The sequence below is a fragment of the Ruminococcus sp. AM43-6 genome (assembly GCF_003461785.1).
GTDB classification, from domain to species: Bacteria; Bacillota; Clostridia; order Oscillospirales; family Ruminococcaceae; genus Hominimerdicola; species Hominimerdicola aceti.
The window spans coordinates 1-23,890 of record NZ_QTXU01000033.1; the positions used below are offsets into that span (position 1 = coordinate 1).

Consider the following 23,890-nt stretch of genomic DNA (forward strand, 5'->3'; position numbering starts at 1 on the left):
TTGTTTTTATTATACTTTGATTGTTTTGTATGTGTCAAGTTTTATTATACAGGATTAAGTTTTGAATGTTATTTTGGTTTTACTATTATGCGGTTTATTTGATTTAATTGTAACAAATTGTTTTTTTGCATTTTTTTGTATTAGTCACACATTCCGAATTTGATATAAAAGACATAATTATCACATAAGGGATAGAAGCAATTTTAGGCTATTACAATAAAAGAATTATTTTGATATCCTTGATTTTAGAGTCAAATGTAGCAAAACTAAATTTAAATTATAAGGTGGAAAGGTGTAATATGAAAGCATATGACATTAATAGCAAACGACATATTTTAGAAGAACTGATAGATAATGCTCTTTTAGATTCTGTAAAGTGGGTTGCAAATAGGTGTACATCGCAAAAACCACAAGAGCCGGATTATATGTCAGCACTATCAACAAAATTTGTGAAGGATTTATTTAATGTATTAGTTGCAGTTTTCCCATATTATGATTTTTCGGTTTTAGGTGTGTATTGCCATCAAAAACCAATAGTAGATATTAAACAAGCTAAGAAAACAGAGTTGGGAGATATTTTATTTGTTTATGCAGATAGGAAACTAAAAGGTGAAATCGTCTTAAATTCTCTTTTGCTTCAGGCAAAAGTATCAAGTGATCCCTGTCTACGGGTACATCAAAGTGAGAGGCATCAATTAGAGCTATATAAAAACTGGCCACAATTTACATATTGTAGAGCTGGGAATTTGAATGGAAAGAAAAGAAACATTCTACCTAAAACTATAAATGATGGGGCACAATATTTATTAATAGATGACAATTCATTTACTAATGGATTGTATTTTAGAAAGGGAATGTTTCCAATGGGATGTGCAATTCCCGATGATATCTTATGTATTAATAACAGTTTGTCAAGTGAGCTTATTGATTTGCTGAAATTAAAGTCGGGACGTACATTTGATAGTAACCCACATACAACGGAAGATGAATGGTCTAAAATGATATGGGATTTACTAAAGATTTCAACTTTGAAATATTCCAAAAGAAAGAATGCACAACTTAAGTCATTTTCTAGAATTAATGAATGTAGTCATTTTTGTACAGAGGGTATGAGAGATATGACATTGTTAGATGAGGCACTAGGTAATTATATCAATATCGAGGATATATCTGATGAAAACTGTGGTGTATCCGTAGTGCTGATTGAAAGTCGATTAAGAAGTGAAAAAGTATAATATTAAATGTAATCATGTTCGCGTTGCTTAGATTTCTTGAATTGTTGTCAAAAGCAGACACTTTTCCATTCATCTATTTTATAGTCGCAAGACATATTAGTGCAATGAAATAGATGTAACCGAAGAAAAGCTCGTATTTACGGGCTTTTTTTTGACGTTTTAGGGACGAAAATTTTTAGTGTGAAATCGTAGATGTTTTTCAGTCAAAAAGGGATTTGAACCCATGACACTTGATACTAATCAGGGGTTTTGGAAATGTTTCGACATTTTCAAGGGAATCGTTACTGATTTTCGCATAAAACTATTTCACAAAATTTGCAAGCCTATTTTGTTGTTTTCTCACAAAGTTGAAAACCGATGAAATAGGCTTTTTTCATTTTCTAAGGTTCATTTCAACTGTTATCTTTTACATGCACAGAGCCTTCATGGGTTGCAATGTACTTCATATAGTTCTGCGATTTTTTTACTGTACCTTTTTTCAGGTATCTGCTAGTTACGATTAGCTTGGACATGGTGTCACTCCTTTCGGTGGGGATTGATATTTCTTCGTGAATGTTGTATAATTTAGAAAGTAATGATAAAATACACAGCGAGGGTACATGTATGGAGAAATATGAGGTCGCATTACTGATTTTAACTGAAAACTAAGAAGTCAACACGGTTGTATATGCAGATGAAGCAGAAACATGCGATACAGATGATTTTCCAACAACCGAACAACAGAAGTTGTTTATACAGGATTGGTTTGCATCGTTATAATATATCAAGAATCCAAGGAGGAATATTTCATGAGTTTATTTGGTGATATTGATCTGACTAAGCTGTTTGACCATGACAGCGAGTACGGAAAAAGTTATGTATTCGGTGAGCTTACAGACGAGATGATTGCAAGAGCCGAACAGACTTTAGGATATAAAATGCCTGCATCATACATTGAACTGCTGAAGGTTCAAAACGGCGGTATGATTTCTGATGAATTTGATGAGAGCTGGCTGACAACGATCTACGGAATCGGTCCCACTGCTGACACATACAACAGTCTGGAAGAGAGATTTGAAAACTGGAAGGAAGAATGGGAGTATCCTGACATTGGTATTCCTTTCGGTGAAACACAGTCAGCAGGTCATGATATGTATTACATGGATTTCAGATCTGCTGACGAAAACGGCGAACCTCGCATTGTCAGAATAGACAACGAGATGGATAATGAAGTTTATTTCGTCGCTGACAATCTCGTGGAGTTTATTAAGCTGATCATTGCCAATCAGGAAATTGAAGAGAAATGTTTGGATTAAGGAGATTGTTATGGGTTTATTTTCTAAAATAAAGGATTTTCTTAGAGGTCCTATCTATCGGATAAACAGAGAAGTTTTGGCGGATTATATGAATAATGAAATTCAGTTTTCAGTGGAAAATAATTTATCTGCCTGTGGAGAATTTTATTTGTCACCATCAGAAGGTGAAACCGAAGAGCATATCATCATAACCAACAACGATGCTCCGTGTAAATGTCCGATGGGGTCAGAGAAAGATTTTACTGGTATTACGATTTACGCTAACAGAAGTTCATATTACGATCCTGAAAAGGATGAGATTTATCGCACTGTTGATGAATTTATACGATTCAAATTGAATGAATTTCCTGAATGGTTTATTTTCAGAGGTGAAACATCAGATTTAGATAAGTATATGATTAAGAAGTAAAAAATCAAATCCGAGAATTATGTACAAGCCGTAATCAGACACACTCTGATTACGGCTTTTGTTTTACTCCTTCTGATACCTGACAGCATCCTCGCAGTCAATGGCATCGTTGATTTTACGCACCTCGTTGATGCACATGACAAGAAGCTGACGAAGCGTTTCATCGTCAACATCATTCGCCGCCGCAAGCAGGTGCATCAGCTTGCCAAGCTCAACAGCAACCTTGAAGAGCAGACGTGCCAAGCGCTGTTCTGTACCATTGATCTGCGCTTTCACTGTTTCGGTAATCATCGGAGAGATATAGTTGAGATTATCTTGCTGACTCATATAGCCGATATAAAACAATATAGCCTTTTCAATGAACTCACTTGCTACATAATTCTTGTCCGTATAAAATGTGTCAAGTGATATCGACAAAACCAAAAGTGAGTATGGCAAAGCACTTTTGATAGGTGAACACATTCCGCAGAATGCAGATAGTGCAGTAAAATTGCTTGAGAAAGCTGTCAAACTTAAAAACAGCAATGCAAAAAGATTCCTTGCCCTTGAATATATTTCAGGAGAGCATTTGGAACAGGACATTGAAAAGGGAATAGCCTTGCTTACTGAGTGTGCGGACAGCAGAGATGTCATTGCTTGTTACAGACTAGGCAAAATTTATTTGCAAGGCGAGATAATGTCTCAAAATCTGGACAAAGCAGAAAGATATTTGCTCTTGGCGACAGATAACGAGTATGTGCAGTATGCACTTGCAAAGCTGCATTTGCAGGAAGAAAAGTATGATATACAAAAAGCTGTCAATTATTTCGAGAATTGTGCTGCCAAAAATCATTGGGCAAGTTATCAGCTTGGCAGGATCTATCTTTTCGGGGCAGAGGGACTTACAAAGGATAAGGAACAAGCTATCGAATGGTTTACAAAGTCCGCAAACGATGGCAATGAATATGCACAGGCTATGCTGGACAACATATCGAAGTTTGAGAATGATCTGCTTGCAAATACGATTTTTAGTTTGTTTGTTAGTCTTAGTAGGTGTATAGAGGACGACTATGAGCAAAAGTACAAGTCGGTCAGGCGGACGGTGGACAGCAGGCTGCGGAGGATGATAAGTCAAAAAAAACTGTCACTGGGTATCAAGGACGAGCAGGCTCAGAACTATGAGTAATCATATTAATTCCGGAATATATAGATGTTTGAATGGCGGATTGTTTGGTGACAATTATTGCAAAGCCAAGCGTTTATATACGGATGTAAGTGATTTTATAACATAATTAATAAAAGGTGTATTGATTTAGTGAAAAATGTTTGATATAATGTCATACAAAGGTGGTGAAGGATATGCTTAAAATCGCAGTTTGTGATGATAATGAGAGTTTTTTAGAAACATTAAAAAGAATAATTTCAGAGAATGCAATAAATTATTTTAAAGATGTAAATGTTCAAGGTTTCAATAACGGTCAAAGTTTATTGAATCAACACAAGCACATATTTTTTGATGTGATTTTTTTGGATATTGATATGCCTGAATTCACAGGCTTTGATGTTGCAAAAATATTAAGAAAACAAAGAAGGGATTGTTATATAATATTTGTTACAAATCACAATGAACTGGTGTACGGAAGCATGGAATTTCAGCCGTTTTACTTTATACAAAAGTCTAGCGTTTCAAGATTAAATAAAGATGTTGTTAATGTCTTAAACAAGCTTTCTGTTTATTTAAAGCAGCACCAAAAAATAATTTTGAGCGATGAAGAGCATGGGCGAATCTGCATTCAATACAGAGATATTTTGTATATTGAAAGTGACAATCATCATGTGAAATATTGTATCTTGGATGAGTATGGTTCACAGATTCATATTAAAGTACGTGCAGTTATCGGTGACCTTGAAAGTGAGCTTGCGGAATACGATTTTTCGAGAGTTCATAAAAAGTATCTTGTTAATCTTAGTCATGTTTTTAATTTGGATATGAAAAATGACGAAGTTATTTTTAAGCAAGGTTTTAGACTTCCAATGAGTAGAAAGTACAAACACACGGTTGATACCGATTTTTCAAAATATTTGAGGGAAACGATATAAATGAGTATAATATGGATTGCTTTTGAAGTGATTATAAATTTCTATGAAGGTTTTATGGAAACTTATTTTATATATAAGTTTTTGCCTCCGAAAACAGAAAGCACTAAGAAAAACATTATTGCTTTTGCATTGTGTTTCTGTACGCTCGGATTACTGATAACCGTAATGAATTACTTAACGATTTTTGAGGGCATTCTTGGGATTGTCTGCTACTTAACGGCTTTGTTTCTATATGCCTTAGTGAACAGAAAAGGCAGTATAATAAAAAAACTGTTTGCAGCCACTGTTCCTCTTGTTATGATTTCTTTAATATCTATAATTACGCTTAATTTTGTTTCATCAGTAAATTCAATGTCAATAAAAGAAATAGTTACGGAATCCGGATTTGCTCGTTTTACGGTATTGATTTTTGCACAGGCATTATTCTTTATTTCAGTAAAGTTGATGCTGAAATTATTGGCAACGACTTCTGAGAACTTTAATGCAGTTGAGTGGATCGCTATTATATTAATACTTGCAATATCCATTATTATGATGTTCTTACTTCATTTGATAGCTATTGATTCAACGCAGAGACTCTATATAAACTTATTGATTTTAACGATAGTTGCAGTTAACATTATAATCTTTTATATGATTGATTCTATTTCTGTGAAAAATAATCAGAAAAAAGAACTGGAACTTTTAAAGGTCCAAGAGCAATACGGTCACCAATATATAGAGAATGCAAGTCAGCAATATGATTCGATAAGAAAGATTAGACATGATTTGAAAGATCAGTTGTCCGCTGTATATACAATGATAGCTCAGGGACACGCAGATGAATCAATGAAGTACATAGAGAAATATGTTAACGTTATATCAATCAGTGAAAGCTTTGTAAATACAGACAATTATATTGTAAATGCTATTATAAATTCTAAGTTTGCAGTCGCAGCGACAGAAGGAATCAGAACAAATTGCAGCTGCATTAAGAGCTTTGATGGTATAGATGATATTGATATGCTTCATATTTTAAGCAATACGCTTGACAATGCTATAACGGCTAGTGAAAAAATAACTGACGAGTCAGAAAGGTTCATAAACCTTGACATCAGTAAAACAATGGACATATATAGAATAGTAGTCAGAAATGCAATTAATGAGTCTGTTTTAAAAAGGAATCCGAGCCTTAAAACAACAAAATTAAATGCCCATAAGCATGGGTGGGGAATTAAAATAATACGAGAGATTGCAGAAAAATATCAGGGAAGATGTGAATTTTACGAATCGGATAAAGTGTTCACATGTTTGATAACGTTAAAATCAACTTTACTGTAAAACGTTAAAATCTCTTTATATTGGCAAGTTTAAGTTATAGCAAATTGAGAGAAACAAGTTAAATTTATAACGAAAAAGAGAGCTGTTACGCCGGTTTTTTATATGGTGGACAGTTCTCTTTTTGTATTTCACGACAAAAACTTACACGTCACGCCAAATTGCTTGACTTGAGTGTAAATAAATTGTATATTATAGCAAATAAAAGACTTGGTGGAAGTAATGAAGAGATTAGTATCGATAATTTTGAATTTTATGATATGGTAATGGCAGTGCGACCAGTGGTGTAACGTGTTATTTGACCAATACAAAGGGACATGGTTGGAGCTCGGTCACATCAACACATACAGCAACTGGTTACTCTAAAAGAACATTAAATAAAACAGGATCATATGTGTCTTAATTAGTTTTTATTTGGGCATAGTGAAAGCTATGCCCGAATTATTGAACGAAGGAGTGTTGTATATTGAAAAAATATAGATTTGGACTAACGATAATTCTAAGTTGTTTAATGATAACGGGTTGTGCAAGCAATTCTGATATTTCCTCAATAAGCAAGATCTCGGATTACAGTTCAAATGACAATACAAGTTCTTATGAAACAGATGATACCCTTGATGATGAAGTTGAATACTATTATTCAGACGATACTCCGATTTATAGTTTTGAGAAAAGATACGAAAAAATCAAAGAACAATATCCCGATAAGTCTGTGCTTGTTTGGGTAAGTGACCAAAATATTCGATATGAAGATGAAGTAAATTCGTATTTATCTGAACACAATAAAAATTATGTATTGTGTTTCAAAAATCTTACATATGACGTTGATATGGTAGATGATAACTCTAACTTTATAACCTCATATGCACAACTATTGTCAGATGCGTTTGATAATGGAGAGAAATTCGATATAATTGATACAGGGCTTAAATATCAAGGCTTTGATACATTCTATAATCCATATCAGAATTGTGTCAACAATAATTTTCTCGAACCATTAAATACATACCTTGAAAACACCGAGTGCGGTAAGAAAATTTATGCCGAAATGTCAACAAATTATTGGAAGAGTTTAATGATAAACGGCAAAATTTATGGTATCGACGGTTCGTTGTCTTGCTTAAAAGAAGATCTTGGATATGAGCTTAATGCTGATTTAGTTGATAAAAACAGTATAGATCTTGATGATTTTTTAGGAAAATATGATACATCACTCCAGAAAGTTATTGATCTGTGCAAATCCAGAGGTTGGAAATTTACCGCCGGAATGCACGGATTTATGCAATTATACTCAAATTATGATTTTATAACTGATAATATTTGCATCGATGATAATGGTCACGCCGTGAATATTTACGAAACCGATTATGCAAAAAATCTTTTCAATACCATATCCGACGGTTTCACAAATGACGTTATAGTCAACCCTGTCAATGATAATATAAATGATATAGATACATATTTTGGCTCTATAAATTCTACATTATGCGGCGGCTATACAAACAACAAATTTAAAACGAGCCAAGAATACGGTTTGCAAACGAGCTATGCCTCAACTGAATCATACACTATATATCCGCAATACTCTAATAAAATATATACTTCTTCAAAAGCTTTGGGCATATGTGCGTTATCAGACAACAAGTATCTTGCATTTGACGCTATCTGCGAGGTCATGACAAATAAAGAGTTGAATGATCTCTTGTGTTTTGGTACTGATTATGACATTATAAATGGTTGCATAAAACCATATGAGTATTATAATACAATGGGTGTCGAAAACAGATTGATACGATATCCGTTTTATGGTGTTAATGACCCTAATTCAAATGAAAAGTACCACGAGGCAATAACAGATTTTAAATTATCAAAGAGTGTTGGCTTTTGTTTTGACACTACAAATGTTTCTGATAAAATTTTAGCTGTTGATAAGGTTTTAAAGACTATTGATTCTGATTTTCCTTCTAAGGAATATAAAACAGGTAAAGAATATTTAGATAAATTGAACGATGATCTGAATTCCGCAGGCTTGCAGGATATTCTTGACGAGGTAAACAGACAGCTGGAGGAGTACAATGAAACACACAATACAGATAATTAGCATATTGTCAGCGGCAGCTATGACCCTGACCGCTTGCGGTAAAAGCGATAAAAATAAGGACAGCAACGCCGCACAGGCAGATAAGTGGAGGATAGTTTCTGTTTATGAATGTGCAGACTATGACAATAACATTTGCTTTTCCACGCAGGAAAATTCACGTCTTGACTTTGTGGATATGACAACCCTTGAGGACAGCCCTGTGTGCGACGACCCTTCTTGCAAACATCGTGAGGGTTCTGATTGCACTGCATATGGCAAGGACAATCACCCTTTTATTTACAATAAAAGGCTCTATTATCTGAGAAGTTCCGATATAATAACCAAAGATGACGGAACATATACAACAAATACCATGATGTTTTGTTCTGACATAAATGGTGCTAATGAAAAGCAGGTCGCTGAGATTGACGGGCTTAGCTATAATGATTATGATAGAATGGCGATAGTAGGCAGCACAGCGTATCTTGTCATGACTAACCAGCCTTATGACAAGGATTTTAAAGAACTAGAGCCGTCACTGGAGTTGGTTTCGGTGGCTCTTGACAGCGGAAAAGTCAATAATATAGGCGAAGTCACAAAGGGATATAGCTGCGGTGCGTGGGTGTATGGCTTGTGGGATAATAAGCTCATTTTCCGTACATCAAAGGCGGCAGATGATCGTCCGTTTATGGAACGTTTGCAGGACTTTGCAGATAAAAACGGACTGTCTGAAAGTGAAGCTATCGAGCAGTATAACGATAAGGCGGAGTATGATTACCAGTATCTTTCCTATGATATTTCAAGTGATAAGGTGGAGAAAAACGCCATGCCTGAGCCGTCTGCAATATCTGACAACTGCTATTACTATGTGAAAGACGACAAGCCATGCTATCTTGACAAAAGTGGCAAAGAGCAGACTATCGAGGGCATTGATGACGGAACAAACGTGACAAATATTGCAACAATAAACGGCTATGCACTCATAGACAGCGAGAACAGTCAGTATCTTTTCAAAGAAAGCGACAAGATCACTTCAAAACTCACAGATACATATGACATTGCCGCCATAAAGGGCGATCAGGTTATTATCAGAACAGGCGGCACGCCCACATATGAGAAGAAAGCTGTCTCGGAATTGGAGAACTCAAAATGAACCTCACCCTAACAAACCTCACCAAACAATATGGCAGCTTTACTGCCCTTCAAAACTTCAATTATGAGTTCACCGCAGGGGTGTACGGTCTGCTTGGCCCAAACGGTGCAGGCAAATCCACCCTTATGAATATCATCACCGACAATCTGAAACCAACGTCAGGCTCCGTGAGATTTGACGGCGTTGAAACAAGCACAATGGACGCCGACTTCCGCAAAATTCTCGGCTTTATGCCCCAACAACAAGGGATTTATCCAAACTTTACGCTGGAGCGTTTTCTCTACTATATGGCTGCCCTCAAAGGCATGAAAAAAGCTGACGCAAAGCCGCAGATAGAAAAGCTAATCAACCTTGTCAACTTGCAGGACAGCCGAAACAAACGCCTCGGCGGCTTTTCGGGCGGTATGAAACAGCGTGCCCTCATCGCACAGGCTATGCTCGGCGAACCGAAAGTCATTATCCTCGACGAGCCTACCGCAGGTCTTGACCCGAAGGAGCGTATCCGTATAAGAAATCTGGTGGCACAAATAGCTTTCGACAAGATAGTCATAATCGCAACCCACGTTGTTTCGGATATCGAGTTTATCGCAAAAGAAGTCCTGCTGATGAAAAGGGGCGAGATAATCGACAGCGGTGCGCCTCATATCCTCTGCGAAAAGATCGACGGCAAAGTGTTCGAGATAACCGCCGACGAGAGTATGCTGGACGAAATTTCCGCAAAATACAAGGTGGGAAATATCTCAAAGGACGAGAAAAATATCTACGTCCGTGTTATCAGCGAACAGCAGCCAAGATTTGCGTGCCGTCCTTGCAAGCCCGACCTTGAGGATCTCTACCTCTACTATTTCGACCAGGGGGCGAGCCAATGATCTTTAGAAACGAATTGATAAAAGCGTTCTGCAAGCGCACAACTATTGCAATTTTCGCCGTTCTGTTGCTCCTTAACGGAGTTTTGCTGTATATAAACGAAACAAAACAGACGCTTGAATATACCCCCGAACAGTATAAAGTCGCTTATCAGACTCTCGAGGGGCTTGACACACACGACGCTTTTAAGCAAATTTCTCAGAAAAAAACGGAGCTTGAGTTGATACAAAGGCTGTCATTTGGAGAGGATATTTCGCAGGAAAACTGCAACGCTGAGGAACTTTTGAAAAGCTATAAAAACAAGGACTATCTTGAATTTACAAACGATATCTACCCCGAAATAGAGCTGACCGACCGCCTTTTTGAGGAGATATCAGCCTGCGAAAATTATGACAGCTATCTTGAAAATATCGACAGCACCGCACGGAAAATGACGGGCATTTCGCTGTTTGCTGACCCTGACAGTTTCAGCTACAAAAATATCGCACGAACGCCTGCGGACTTCGCCCACCTCAAAGGCTCTAAGCTCACCGCCGCACCCTCAAAGGGCGTTTCAATGGCAACGGGTTTTCTCGCCACAGACCTTATTGCAATACTGATGATAATGACCGTGGTTGTCACGATTGTCACCCGTGAAAAAGAGCTTGACCAGATAACCCTCGCGCGCACGACTTTCAAGGGCAGAATGCCGCTCGGTATCGCAAAGCTTTTCACCTGTTTTGCGGCGGCGATGGCAGCTGAGATCCTGCTTTACGCCGTGAACTTCGCAATTTCATATTTTACATACGGCTTCGGCAATCTGTCAAGGCAGATACAGTCGGTATACGAATTTAACGGCAGTAATTTGAAAATATCTGTACTGCAATACTTTGCACTTTTCCTAGCGGCGAAACTTGCAGTTTACTGCGTATTTGCAGCGATCATCTACCTTGTGACGGTGGTATCGAACACCGCTGTAAAGGTATACGGCGCGCTGATGATAACCATAGCGGCGGAAGCTGTGCTGTACTATACCATACCGAGCACGAGCTATCTTTGTCCGCTGAAATACATTAATATTCTTGCATACGCCAACACAAAAGATCTTTTTGCAAACTATCTCAATCTCAACCTTTTCGGAAAACCTGTCAACTATATGGCTGTATTTGTCAGCTCGGCGTTGGTATTGCTGATTGTGATTTCCATACTCTCTGTACTGATATTTTCAAAGCAAAGGGTGATAAAAAGCCGCACAAGAAAATTCAGTCTTGCAAAGTTCAGCATTTTCAAGGGCAGGACGACAAACCTCTTTTTGCAAGAGTGCTACAAGGTCTTTATCGGCGGAAAGGCTCTGCTGATTTTGATAGCATTTGCAGTCATCACCGCAGTTTCATATTCTCCTATCAGCGAGAGCTTTTCGTCAGCAGACGAGGTTTATTACAAGCAGTATATGCTTAAATTTGAGGGCGAATACACTTCCGAAAAACAGAAAATGATAAACGAGGAAGATCAGAAATTTGCCGACGCACAAATGAAAATGTCAGAAGAAATGGCGAACTCAGAGGGCGACGGCGTTTTCATAATGATGAAGTATCAGGATATACTTGCTCCGCAGTACGCATTCGAGCAGGTCAAGGCTCACGCTGAGTATCTGAGTACAACAGAAAACGGTGAATTTGTCTACGACAGCGGCTATAAGCTTTTGACGGGCGACGAAAGTGCAGGCAACAAGGACTTGACCCTTGGTCTTACCGCAATGGCAATGGTGATACTTTGCCTTACCTACGTTTATGCCGCCGAGTATCAGACAGGTGCGAACGTGCTGCTGAAAACCTCGGCGAAGGGCAGAGAAGACACGTTCCTGCGAAAGTTTGCGATAGGACTAATTATTGTCACGATAATTTATGTCCTGACTTATTCTCCGTATTTTTACAACGTGCTGAACGCATACGGAACACGTGGAATAGACGCTCCTATATGTTCACTTGAGGCTTTTTCAAATTGGGGTATGAGCATAAAAGGATATCTTATCTTCATAAGTATCGGCAGATATGTCGCACTTGTGTTCGCTATGCTGATAATATATTTTTTGTCGAGCAAGCTTAAAAGCGTTATTTCTGCGTTTCTTGCAAGCACGGCGGTTCTGGTTCTGCCTGTTCTGCTTTCACTGCTGGGGATCGGGTTCTTTGATTATGTGCTGTTGAATCCGATTTTGATTGGAAATTTGTGAAGAATTATATGGGAGGGTTAAATACAATGAGCAACTTTTCAACAGTTTATAGCGAATACTACTATTATTGCAGAATTTCAAAAGTTGAAGAAGCACGACGCAAATTCATATGCTGTAATTCTATTCTGAGAGATGAAAGTAATGGTACTCCGTTAGCAATCTGTTTACTAGAAGATAAATATAAAGACCTGCAAATAAAAGTCAAGCCCCAATTAAGTGAATTTACAAACAATTCACAAAGATAAAAAGTGCATGACTAAAAGACCGCATCAAAATCTTTTTTTGAAGCAGTCTAATTAAAAAATATTTGTTTAGAGATCAGTTCAGAGCCTGCATGACCCGAGCATAGTAAATGCGCAGGAACTTGTGCACAGCGTTTCAAGAGTGGAATTAAGCATCACAGCCGCTTCTGTAATAATCTTAATGACGGAATCCGTCATAGGTAATACGCTTATCTGTGTTTTGCAATATGAGTGGATATCAGCAACTTTTTTATCACTATAGTTGTAATTGTTCTTTCTGCACCAGCTTTGATACTTTACCTTAAAAGCTGATAAGGAAAGCTTTGAAATAGAATAAATATGAGGAAGCTTCAGCACGAAATCGACCCATTTTTCGTGTCCGTCAGACTCTCTGCGAGGTGAAGTGAATAATGTGTTGGCATTTGGAAAGCAGGAATCAAGTAGGCTGATAAGATTGTTTTTCTGCATAACAAGAATTTTATTGTATTGAACATACTGCCTGTTAAGGATCTTAAGCGTTTTGCGAATATCATTGGCAGGTATGTACTCACGAAGGTCAAGCCATTTATCGATAGCAAATGAGACTATTTTTATAGAATCTTGCTTATCGGTCTTGACCTTTCTAACACGATTTGTGCCATAGTCATCGATCAACAAAGGATTGACTACGGATACAAATATTCCCTGGTTGTGGAGTGCATTGGCGATCGGTTCATAATATGCACCTGTGTATTCCATAACAACCTTTGTTTCACCAGAAAGTGATTTGATGAGCTGCACAAGCTTATTGAGATCACTTTCTGTGTGAGACACATCAAATGGTTCGGCTATGACAACTCCAAATCCATTATATATCGTAATATTATTACAACGTTTTAATCATATTTTTAAACTATTGACGACTATTAAATGGAATTGTTTCCTCTATAAAAAACAAACCCCTATTTAAAACAGGGGTCTGATAAATTTAGCATTTTTCTTTCTTTTTGAACTTTGTCAGATTGATTATCAACGCAAAAAGTGCCATAAAAAGAACTGCCACTACGAGAGTAACTGTCGATAATTTAATAAGGCTGTCAGTTAAGCCATACATGGATCTTGTTAGTGCATTATACACAGTGTCATTATGTATCGCAAGCCCATCATAATATTTTGTTCCCTTTAGGATAGCACACGGAACAAGAATGAGCATTGAGGAACAGAAAAGTGAAGTACCTACCCAATAAAGCAAACCGCTTATATGCTTTCTGTTTACTGCTGCCATAACGCCTATAAATATAACAGCCGTTGCAATAAGAGCTATCCTTATTTTTCTCGCAAGCACAAGCAGATCTTTAAGCTTTGTGGAAATGCCATTAGGTTTATTTATATGGCTCAAAAGCATAACGTCAAGGTCGGATTCGATTGCCTGTTCCACATTTTTTATTGTCTTCTGCTTTATGTCTTCAAGTTCCTGAGTATATTCAACGCCCTCTTTTTCAGCCCATTTTGTATAATCATCTGAGATATTCTTTTCAAGAAGTGTGAAGTCTGCCTTAAACTCAGGAACTTCGCTCTTTTTGCCAAGAATATAACTGAAAGTATCTTCAACATAGCTATAAATAGCGTTTGATACATCAGTTTTGTTAATCGACTTCTTCAGTGTATCAGCTTCAACACCAGTGTAGGCATATTGTTGTTCACAATATGTCTGTATCTCCTCAAAAGCCGTGTCCTCGATTTTTATCTTGTGCATACTGTTCGTATAGGTTGTCGGTTCAAAGAAAATATTGTCTGCCGCAAACAGAAGTGACAGCAGAAGGAATATAAACGCCAAAAACAGCGAGATTATCAGATTAGGCAGGTAGTTGTATAGTTTTTTGTTTTTCACAGATCTTACCCTCCTAATTCTTATATTCTTTGCTTACGACTTTGCAGATAACATAAAGCCTCTGATCTGAAAGACCCATATAGCCATTGTTCCAGCAAGTGTAGAGTATCAGATCATCTACAGGTGGATCTGCGGTCACGTCATAATACAAAAGGGAGGTATCTGTGTCTGGAAGTACCTTAGTTTCTGTGACCTCATAAGTAAATTTGCCATAATCTGTTTTTAGTATCACTTGATCTCCCACTAGAATATTAGGTAAATATCTGAAATAAGTGTGGTTATGTGCCGCAAGGACAACTCTGCCTGTAGCACCTATATATGCAGAATAGTTAGATTGCACAACCCCTTTTGCTAGGAGATCATCAGAGTCTCCCCAGTAAACAGGCTCTTTGTCAATGCCTGCCTTATCATTCTTTACGGTCAGCTCGGCATATTTGTCGCCGTAATACGGATAGATTATCTCATGCTGTTCCGTTTTTTTATCAGAATCTGGCACTGTGACTTTTGTTAATCCCTTCATAGGCAGTGCGTCTGCATTTCTGTATTTATTATCCTCTGATGGGTTTTTCAAATGAGCGTTCTCATTGAACGCTATTGCTGCATATCCTTGCAGCTCTATGATTTTTTTATAACTTACCAGCGTCATGATAGACAAACAAAGAGCCAAAACTAAAAGAGGCGTCAAGACCATTACAGCCACTGACGTCCTCTTATTTTTTTTCATTTTGTTTGCGTCAGACGAGGAAGCTTTATCCTCTTTCCTGACCATATCTTAGCACTCTTTGTTCTTCTTAACAGCTACTGTAATACCAAATGCACTAAGAGCAAGTGTAAGAACCGCAGCAACCTGAACAGCTGTCATGCTGTTTGCACCAGTATTAAGTGAACCGTTACCTGTGTTTGTTCCAATGTTTGTATTGCCATCTGAATCAACAACCTGAACGTTCCAATCCTTGCTTGTAAGCTCGTCTACCTTGATAGTAACACCAAAGTGATTACCTGTAGCTACGCAAGCATCAGCAATAGCCTTTCTGCTATCCTCGCCCATTTCCTTAAACACCTGTCTAAGCTGATCGTTTGTTAGTGAAGCAAGATCTGTTCCTGCACCAAAAAGCTTGTCAGCAACAGGCTGAACATATTTAGCACCACAATCAGAGAGAGCCTTTACCATGTAATCATAGTCAGCAGAGCTGAACTTTGAAGCGTGAGAATCAAGGTAGTTCTTAAGCTCTGATACATGGTTAGAAGGAACACCTGCTGATTTAGCTGCAGAAACAACATCGGCAGAAGAAGCTGCTGATGCGCTCACAACCATTGTTGAAGCAATGATGAACGCAGTAACAGAAGCCGAAATTGACTTAAATATCTTTTTCATAACACCTATCACCTTTCGTAATATTTTCTTATAACAATATTATACACTATTAAAATTCGATTGTCAATATTTTTATTGGTATTTTTTTCAGAAAAAAGCAAATATTTTTACGATGATTTGAAATAGTTATGTATAAGTTCGTATATGCGCTATTTCACACAATTGTATATTGCTGGAAAGTGCAAAAGATCCTTGGCATTCTCAAATAAAAGACTTATAACATTACTGTTTTGGTGCTTTTATGATTTTTGTCAAAGCTGATCTCAAAGCATTTAGATATAATTTCTACATTAATTATTATAATTATACGCCTTGACACGATATCATGCCATGGTGTATAATTTTCGTGTATTATATAATTGATGTAATGAACAAGGAGGATATATGAAAATTTATCTCAATGAAAGCCTTTCAGCTCAGGAAAGAGCTGAAGCACTTGTAAATGAAATGACCGTAGAGGAGGCGGCTTCACAGCTTAGATATGACGCTCCTGCTGTTGAGCGGCTCGGCATTCCTGCCTATAACTGGTGGAATGAGGGTATTCATGGGCTTGCACGAAGCGGTGTTGCCACCATGTTTCCACAGGCAATAGGTCTTGCGGCTATGTTTGACACCGACCTTGTGTTTAAAGTGGCAGATATAACCTCCACAGAAGCTCGTGCCAAGTATAATGAGTATTCAAAGCGTGATGACAGGGATATATACAAAGGTCTTACCCTTTGGGCACCTAATATAAATATTTTCAGAGATCCACGCTGGGGCAGAGGTCATGAGACTTACGGTGAAGACCCTTATCTTACCGCAGAGTGCGGCAAGGCATATGTAAAAGGCTTGCAGGGCAGTGGCAAGGTACTGAAAACTGCCGCTTGTGCAAAGCATTTTGCAGTACATAGCGGACCTGAGGCTGTTCGCCATGAATTTAATGCAGAGGTTAGTTGGAAAGACCTTGAAGAGACCTATCTTTATGCCTTTGAAGAGCTTGTGAAAAAAGCAAAGGTCGAGGGTGTAATGGGTGCGTATAACCGTGTGAATGGCGAGCCGTCATGTGCTAGTGAGTTTCTAATGGGCAAGCTCGACAAATGGGGTTTTGATGGCTATTTTGTTTCTGATTGCTGGGCAATAAGGGATTTCCACGAACACCATATGGTGACGTCTTCTCCTGTAGAGTCGGCCGCAATGGCACTTAAAGCAGGCTGTAATGTGAACTGCGGTTGTACGTATGTACACCTGCTTTCTGCTCTTGACAAGGGGCTTGTGACAGAAGATGAAATCCGGGCTTCCTGTGTTGCTCTTATGAGAACTCGCATAAGACTTGGTATGTTTGACAAGTCAACGGAATATGACAACATACCATACAAAGTTGTTTCTTGCCCTGAGCATAAAGAAGTATCCTACCAGTGTGCAGTGAAGTCCATGGTGTTGCTCAAAAACAAGGGTATTCTTCCGCTTGACAAAAAATCAATATCAACTATCGCTGTAATAGGTCCAAATGCGGACAGCAGAGCGGCTTTAGAGGGCAATTATAACGGCACAGCCGACAGGTATGTTACTTTCCTTGATGGTATCGAGGACGCATTTGATGGCAGGGTGATTTATGCTGAAGGCTGTCACTTGTATAAGGATAGAGTATCGGGTCTTGCACAGGCAGGGGATAGATACGCCGAAGCAGAGGCGGCAGCGGCAAATTCTGATGTTGTGATACTTTGCGTTGGTCTTGACGCCACTATTGAGGGCGAGGAGGGCGACACAGGTAATGAGTTTTCATCGGGTGACAAGAACGATCTAAGACTTCCTGAAAGTCAGCGCGAGCTTATAAAGCGTGTCGCAAAGATCGGCAAGCCTATGATAGTGGTATGTGCGGCAGGAAGCTCAATAAATATCGAGCATGATTGTGACGCTCTTATTCACGCATGGTATCCGGGTTCAGAGGGCGGCAAGGCTATTGCGGATATTATTTTTGGTAAAGTGTCGCCATCAGGAAAACTGCCTGTTACATTCTATAATAGCGCCGACAAGCTACCTTGCTTTACTGATTATGCTATGTCTGATAGAACATATAGATACACGAGAGATAACATTCTTTATCCATTCGGCTATGGTCTTACTTATGGAGATGTTGTTGTTACATCGCTTAGTTATGACGATGGCAAAGTCAATGTAGAGGTAGAAAATAACGGTGCCGATACTTGTGATGTTATCGAACTTTACATTAAATCACATTGTGATAATGCTCCGGCTTATCCTGTGCTGTGCGGCTTCAAGAGGATTTTTGTAAAAAAAGGTGAAAAGCTTGATGTTGAAATCGAAGTACTTGACAAAGCTTTCACAACAGTGTCAGATATCGGCGAGAGAAAACAGTTTGCAAAAGAATTCACCCTCTATGTTGGTACGCATCAGCCTGATGAACTTAGTTGTCAGCTTAGTGGTACAAACTGTATGAGTATCGAGATAGAACGATAGTGAAAAGAGATCTTACAAACGGCAGTATCATAAGCTTGCTTCTTGCTTTTTCAAGCCCGATGATACTGTGAAATCTGCTCCAGCAGGTGTATAACATTGCCGACACATTTATTGTTGGCAGATTTCTTGGCAAAAACGCCCTTGCGGCTGTGGGCGGCACATACACCCTCACGACTTTTCTTTATTCGATCATAATAGGTCTGTGCATGGGCTGTGGCTCGCTTGTTTCTTATTGTTTCGGTGAAGTAAATGAATGCCGCCTGAAAGGCTGTCTGAACATATCATTTCTGATGATAGGCTCTGTTACTTTGGTGACAGAGCCTATCACATTGTGCTTTTCCAATGAGATTTTGAAACTTTTGCATACTCCAATGAAAATAATGTTTTTGACATCTGATTATGTTAGAATTATCCTGTCATGAATTTCGGTATACTTATGATACAAGGACTGGTAAATAGTTTTGGACCGGCTGTAATGGCGGCTTTTACAGTAGCCGTTCATAATTGTTAAATTAAGCTGTCAGCTTATATGATTTTCCAACAAATACTTGGCTGATTTTGTTTATCTTATTGTATGTTATAACAAAAAACCATTTTTTTGTTGAAATACAAAAAAACGTATCGTTTAAAGTTGACTTTTTGAATAGAATGTGATAAAATTATTATTGTACGGTTTATTTTTTGGAAAAATAACGAAAATATCAACAATAGGGTGAATAATTCAAATGAAAAAAAATTACACTATCAAGGATCTCCTGGTACTTCTTCTCGGAAAGGTTTGGTATATCGTTGCCGCTTCAATAGTGTGTGCGATACTGGCCCTTTTCGTATCAAAATTTGTTATGAGTAAGCAGTATCAGTCACACGTTTCAATGTATGTTAAAAGTGCTGATAATCAGTCAACGGGTCAGGATAAGACTAATGTTGACTTACAGGACATTAACGCTTCAAAGTCATTGGTACAGACTTATATTGTTATACTTACTGATGACCCGGTAATGAACGAGGTAAGCGATAAGCTTCTTGAGATGTATACTCCTGAACAGCTTGCTCCTTATTTTACTGTAACAAGCGGCAGGGTTTCAAATGACGGCCTGAGAAATGCTTATAGCATGACCGCTGTAAATCAGACAGAGGTACTTCAGATAACTGCCACAACAACCAATGCAAAGCTTTCTTCTGACCTTTGTAACATCATGGCTGACGTTGCTCCAAGCTTTCTTATAAGAGTTATCGGTGCAGGCTCAGTTGAAAAGATAGGTGATGCTGAGGTTTACAATACACCTGTTTCTCCTAACACCACTAAAAATGTTGCCCTTGGCTTTGTTGGTGGCTTGATGGTGGCTGTTCTAGTGATACTTGTTATCGACTTCTTCGACAACACTGTAAAGAATTCTGATGAGCTTGGCGATATTTATCAGAAGCCTATCGTTGGTGAGATAATGAATATTGGCGGAAAGACTTCTAAAAAGGATGAAGGTTCTTCTGCTGACAGAAAAAAACAGCTTCTGTTCAATAATAAGGATATACCGTTCAATATTGTAGAGAACTACAAAACAATGCGTACAAACCTTATGTTTACACTTTCTACAACACGAAATAAGATAGTTGTCGTTTCTAGCCCTAATCCAAGTGAGGGTAAGTCTGTAACAGTTGCAAACCTTGCAGCTTCAATGGCTGAAACAGAAAATAAGGTTCTTCTTATTGACGCTGATATGAGAAGACCTGTTCAGCACAGAAACTTCAAGTTAAAAAACAATGTTGGACTTTCAACAATACTGAGTGGTGAAAGCACATTTGACAAGTGTGTGCATGAAACCAAGAATGGCAATTTTGCTGTTCTTACATCAGGCGTTTTGCCTCCAAACCCGTCAGAGCTTCTTGCTTCTGAGAAAATGCGTGAATTGCTTGAATATGTTCAGCATAAGTATGATTATGTTATTGTCGACGGAACCCCGCTGCTTCCTGTAACTGACGTAATGAGCCTTGCAGACGAGGTCGCAGGCGTTCTTCTTGTGGCGAGATATGGAAGAACTACATATCAGGAGATAGAGGAGTCTATGAAGAAGCTTGAGATAGGCGATTGTAATCTGCTTGGTTTCGTTCTTAATGATATTTCCGCAAAGAACGGTTCTCATTACGGATACAAGTATAGCTACAAGTATAAATATGACTACAGCTATAAATACGGTGGGAAGGATGCTTCTGCCGAAAGTTAAATGACATGGAGATGTTAGATTGACTACCGATTATCACAGCCACATACTGCCGAATATTGATGACGGCTCTGACAGCATCAAAACATCACTTAAAATGATAAAAATGATGAAACAGCAGGGCATAGGTATAATTGTGGCAACACCGCATTTTTATATGCACAGGGAAGCTTCTTTAGACAGTTATCTTGTCAAACGGCAAAATGCTTATGAGAAGCTCATGGCGGCTGACCCTGCCGTGAAGGATATACATATTGGTGCTGAGGTGGCTATAGAAAAGGGCATCAGCGTATTAGGAGAACTTGAAAAGCTGTGTATCAGCGGAACAAGACTTATTCTTCTTGAACCACCCTTCACTCAGTATAACAGTTGGATCGTCGAGGAGATAGACGAGATAGCAAATTCTCGAAGGCTTATTCCGATAATCGCCCATGTACATAGATATATGGGCGTTTATTCAAAGTCAGATCTGGAAAGTCTGATGTCTGTGGATGCAGTTTTTCAGATAAATGCAGAAGCTTTTGAGCATTTTTCCACAAGACGTTTTGTTAATAAGCTTATTTCAAGTGGCAGAGATTTTGTCTTTGGAAGCGATGCTCATAATCTTGATGATAGAAAACCTAATTTTGATCTTATAGCTAAAAGATCTGGAAGTGAAAATATAAGACGTTCTGATAAAGTACTCATGTCTGCTATGGCTGACGAAGAAAGAATGTTTGCTTTTTAAGTATAGAAAAAATATTGATGATATTATAAATAGCCTGCACTGTGCCATTGAGGGGTGGCCATGGTGTGATCTTATTCATTGCTTTAATTGAGCGGAGGTATGTTTTATTTATGGAGAAAACAAGTGAAAACACAGTTCAGGTGTGGAAAAACAAAAAGATAAAGCATTGGATGCTTATTGCATTCTTTCTGTGTTTCTATGATATTGTTGTCGTAAATCTATCCTACATTTTCGGACTTTTCATCAGATTTGACCTTACTTTTTCTGCAATACCAAAGGAGTATATGCTTGCCTATGTAAAGTTTGCTCCAATATATACAGCTTTCTGTGTTGTGGTGTTTTTTGTGTTCAAGCTTTATAATAGTTTGTGGAGATTTGCTAGCATTGGCGAACTGTCAAGGATATTTTTGGCCTCGATTGTTACTACCATATTCCAGGCTGTGGGTATAACATTACTCTTCATGAGAATGCCTGTGGCTTACTATATAGTAGGAGCGGGAACTCAGTTCGTGCTTATAACAGCAGTGCGTTTTGCCTATAGATATATCACCCTTTTAAGAGCAAAACAGGTAACAAATCAGGTGGCAGTGCATAATGCAATGGTCATTGGTGCAGGTGCTTCGGGTCAGATGATCCTTAAAGAGCTTACGATGTCAGAACGTGCAAATGCAAGACCACTCTGCATAATCGATGATAACCCAAATAAGTGGGGAAGAAATATCGGAGGAGTTCCTATCGTTGGTGGCCGTGATTGCATTATGGAAAGCGTCAAAAAGTATAATATTGATCAGATCCTTTTTGCAATTCCAACTGCATCACCTGAGAACAAAAGGGATATCCTTAATATTTGTAAGGAAACAGGCTGTGAGATGAAACAGCTTCCGGGCGTTTATCAGATAACAAATGGTGAGGTGCTTCTCAGCAAGATGAAGCCTGTTGCAGTCGAGGATCTGCTTGGAAGAGAGCCTATCAGAGTAAACATGGACGAGATATTCCAGCACCTTAAGGGTAAGACCATTTTGGTAACAGGTGGCGGTGGCTCTATCGGAAGCGAGCTTTGCCGACAGATAGCAGGTCATGAGCCTAAACAGCTTATCATATTTGACATTTATGAAAACAATGCTTATGAAATAGAGCAGGAGCTTAAACGTAAATATGGCAGTAAACTCAATCTTGTGACGCTTATCGGCTCTGTTCGTGACAGCAGACGTATCAATGACGTTTTTGAAAAATACAAGCCTGATATCGTTTATCACGCTGCAGCACATAAGCACGTTCCGCTTATGGAAACAAGCCCTAATGAGGCTATCAAAAACAATGTTGTTGGTACATACAAGACAGCCTATGCCGCTTTGAAGCATGGCACAAAGAGATTTGTGCTTATAAGCACTGATAAGGCTGTAAACCCTACTAATATTATGGGTGCAAGTAAAAGACTCTGCGAAATGGTCATACAGAGCATGGACGCTATCAGCAAGGCAGGCAGAACAGATCTTCTGCCTATGCTCCATGCACACGTTGATGAAATGACAGATGGTATGCTTGAGAACGATCCGATAGACGAGATAGCTGTTGATAATATAGAGAGCAGTGAAGCGGTTAAGATCGAAAGCGTTGGCAATAAGGACAGAAATGGCACACAGTTTGTTGCAGTTCGTTTTGGAAACGTTCTTGGAAGCAACGGCTCTGTGATCCCGCTGTTCAAAAAGCAGATAGAAGCAGGCGGTCCTGTTACTGTTACTCATCCTGATATCATAAGATATTTCATGACTATACCTGAGGCTGTGAGCCTTGTTCTTCAGGCAGGCACATACGCATGGGGCGGCGAGATATTTGTCCTTGATATGGGTGCGCCTGTGAAGATAGACACTCTTGCGAGAAATCTTATCAGACTTTCAGGATATAAGCCTGATGTAGATATTAAAATAGTTTACTCAGGTCTGCGTCCTGGCGAAAAGCTTTTTGAAGAGAAGCTTATGGCAGAGGAGGGCATGATGAAGACGGATAATGAGCTTATCCATATCGGAAAGCCTATACCGTTTGACACAGAAACGTTCCTTGGTCAGCTTGGAGAGCTTGCTCGTGCAAGCTATAACAATGACGAAAATATCGTTGAAATGGTCGAAAAGATCGTTCCAACATTCAGTCCTGTAGGTGATAAGCCAACAGGTAATGAAAAATATGGCAGAAACGATGTTGCAGTTTCTGCGGCAAAATAATAAAAGATCCATATTTCAGCACTGCGGGGATTTCTGCGGTGCTGTTTTTATGCCTAAAATTTCACACTTTTTCTTGATGTGTAGGTTTGTCAATCATATTGGACACTATTATTAAGAAATTCGATAGGCGAAAACCA

The 23,890-nt window shown here is 38.5% G+C and carries 21 protein-coding genes; 16 read left to right on the forward strand and 5 right to left on the reverse strand.

Translation table 11 applies throughout. The annotated features are described in order from the left end of the window. Positions 1–299 precede the first annotated feature (299 nt). The 3 genes from DW938_RS12735 to DW938_RS12745 all read left to right on the forward strand — a co-directional run bounded on the left by DW938_RS12735 (position 300) and on the right by DW938_RS12745 (position 2,939). Positions 300–1,235: a hypothetical protein gene (locus tag DW938_RS12735; protein ID WP_118125233.1), complete on the forward strand. Its 936-nt coding sequence runs from the start codon at positions 300–302 to the stop codon at positions 1,233–1,235. A gap of 788 nt (positions 1,236–2,023) precedes the next feature. Then, the gene (locus DW938_RS12740) at positions 2,024–2,530 is read left to right on the forward strand and encodes an SMI1/KNR4 family protein (RefSeq protein WP_118125235.1); all 507 of its coding nucleotides are present in this window, start codon (positions 2,024–2,026) and stop codon (positions 2,528–2,530) included. A 10-nt stretch (positions 2,531–2,540) separates the two neighbouring features. Further along, a complete protein-coding gene (locus DW938_RS12745; protein WP_118125237.1) occupies positions 2,541–2,939 on the forward strand; it encodes a hypothetical protein in 399 nt (132 codons plus the stop codon). A gap of 63 nt (positions 2,940–3,002) precedes the next feature. Here the strand turns inward: DW938_RS12745 and DW938_RS12750 are convergent, their stop codons facing one another. Next, entirely contained in the window at positions 3,003–3,464 is a 462-nt protein-coding gene (locus DW938_RS12750; RefSeq protein ID WP_207660709.1) for a hypothetical protein, read from the reverse strand. A 43-nt stretch (positions 3,465–3,507) separates the two neighbouring features. On the opposite strand from DW938_RS12750, the gene DW938_RS12755 reads away from it, so the two are divergent. From DW938_RS12755 to DW938_RS14680, 8 genes are all read left to right on the forward strand, one after another. Then, entirely contained in the window at positions 3,508–4,104 is a 597-nt protein-coding gene (locus DW938_RS12755; RefSeq protein ID WP_207660710.1) for a tetratricopeptide repeat protein, read from the forward strand. A gap of 173 nt (positions 4,105–4,277) precedes the next feature. Next, a complete protein-coding gene (locus DW938_RS12760; protein WP_118125241.1) occupies positions 4,278–5,018 on the forward strand; it encodes a LytTR family DNA-binding domain-containing protein in 741 nt (246 codons plus the stop codon). Continuing rightward, positions 5,019–6,338, forward strand: coding sequence for a GHKL domain-containing protein (locus DW938_RS12765; protein WP_118125243.1), 1,320 nt, complete (start codon positions 5,019–5,021; stop codon positions 6,336–6,338). It abuts the gene before it with no gap. A gap of 463 nt (positions 6,339–6,801) precedes the next feature. Further along, positions 6,802–8,436 carry a DUF3502 domain-containing protein gene (locus DW938_RS12770; RefSeq protein WP_147342393.1) on the forward strand — a complete coding sequence of 545 codons (1,635 nt, stop codon included), beginning with the start codon at positions 6,802–6,804 and terminating at the stop codon, positions 8,434–8,436. Further along, positions 8,411–9,568: a hypothetical protein gene (locus tag DW938_RS12775; protein ID WP_118125247.1), complete on the forward strand. Its 1,158-nt coding sequence runs from the start codon at positions 8,411–8,413 to the stop codon at positions 9,566–9,568. The genes DW938_RS12770 and DW938_RS12775 overlap by 26 nt, the downstream gene beginning before the upstream one ends. After that, a complete protein-coding gene (locus tag DW938_RS12780; RefSeq protein ID WP_118125249.1) occupies positions 9,565–10,437 on the forward strand; it encodes an ABC transporter ATP-binding protein in 873 nt (290 codons plus the stop codon). Before DW938_RS12775 ends, DW938_RS12780 begins: the two co-directional genes overlap by 4 nt. Beyond that, on the forward strand, positions 10,434–12,644 hold the full coding sequence (locus DW938_RS12785; protein WP_118125251.1) for a hypothetical protein: 2,211 nt from the start codon (positions 10,434–10,436) through the stop codon (positions 12,642–12,644). The genes DW938_RS12780 and DW938_RS12785 overlap by 4 nt, the downstream gene beginning before the upstream one ends. A gap of 26 nt (positions 12,645–12,670) precedes the next feature. Next, a complete protein-coding gene (locus DW938_RS14680) occupies positions 12,671–12,889 on the forward strand; it encodes a hypothetical protein (RefSeq protein WP_147338666.1) in 219 nt (72 codons plus the stop codon). A 78-nt stretch (positions 12,890–12,967) separates the two neighbouring features. Here DW938_RS14680 and DW938_RS12790 read toward each other — a convergent pair whose 3' ends face one another. From DW938_RS12790 to DW938_RS12805, 4 genes are all read right to left on the reverse strand, one after another. Further along, a complete protein-coding gene (locus tag DW938_RS12790; RefSeq protein WP_118125253.1) occupies positions 12,968–13,747 on the reverse strand; it encodes a transposase in 780 nt (259 codons plus the stop codon). Between the two features lie 106 nt (positions 13,748–13,853). Next, positions 13,854–14,756 carry a hypothetical protein gene (locus tag DW938_RS12795; RefSeq protein ID WP_118125255.1) on the reverse strand — a complete coding sequence of 301 codons (903 nt, stop codon included), beginning with the start codon at positions 14,754–14,756 and terminating at the stop codon, positions 13,854–13,856. A 13-nt stretch (positions 14,757–14,769) separates the two neighbouring features. Next, on the reverse strand, positions 14,770–15,480 hold the full coding sequence (locus DW938_RS12800; protein ID WP_181984456.1) for a class D sortase: 711 nt from the start codon (positions 15,478–15,480) through the stop codon (positions 14,770–14,772). Between the two features lie 48 nt (positions 15,481–15,528). Next, entirely contained in the window at positions 15,529–16,131 is a 603-nt protein-coding gene (locus tag DW938_RS12805) for a hypothetical protein (RefSeq protein WP_117928371.1), read from the reverse strand. 384 nt (positions 16,132–16,515) lie between these two features. Here DW938_RS12805 and DW938_RS12810 point away from each other — a divergent pair, with 384 nt between their 5' ends. The 5 genes from DW938_RS12810 to DW938_RS12830 all read left to right on the forward strand — a co-directional run bounded on the left by DW938_RS12810 (position 16,516) and on the right by DW938_RS12830 (position 23,753). Continuing rightward, positions 16,516–18,591 (forward strand): glycoside hydrolase family 3 C-terminal domain-containing protein, encoded by a 2,076-nt coding sequence (locus DW938_RS12810; RefSeq protein WP_118125257.1) that lies wholly within the window; start codon positions 16,516–16,518, stop codon positions 18,589–18,591. Between the two features lie 86 nt (positions 18,592–18,677). After that, a complete protein-coding gene (locus DW938_RS12815) occupies positions 18,678–19,013 on the forward strand; it encodes an MATE family efflux transporter (RefSeq protein ID WP_181984088.1) in 336 nt (111 codons plus the stop codon). 303 nt (positions 19,014–19,316) lie between these two features. Continuing rightward, positions 19,317–20,810 (forward strand): polysaccharide biosynthesis tyrosine autokinase, encoded by a 1,494-nt coding sequence (locus DW938_RS12820; protein WP_118125259.1) that lies wholly within the window; start codon positions 19,317–19,319, stop codon positions 20,808–20,810. 19 nt (positions 20,811–20,829) lie between these two features. Next, positions 20,830–21,534, forward strand: coding sequence for a CpsB/CapC family capsule biosynthesis tyrosine phosphatase (locus DW938_RS12825; protein WP_117928375.1), 705 nt, complete (start codon positions 20,830–20,832; stop codon positions 21,532–21,534). A gap of 110 nt (positions 21,535–21,644) precedes the next feature. After that, positions 21,645–23,753, forward strand: coding sequence for a nucleoside-diphosphate sugar epimerase/dehydratase (locus tag DW938_RS12830; protein ID WP_242992553.1), 2,109 nt, complete (start codon positions 21,645–21,647; stop codon positions 23,751–23,753). Positions 23,754–23,890 lie beyond the last annotated feature (137 nt).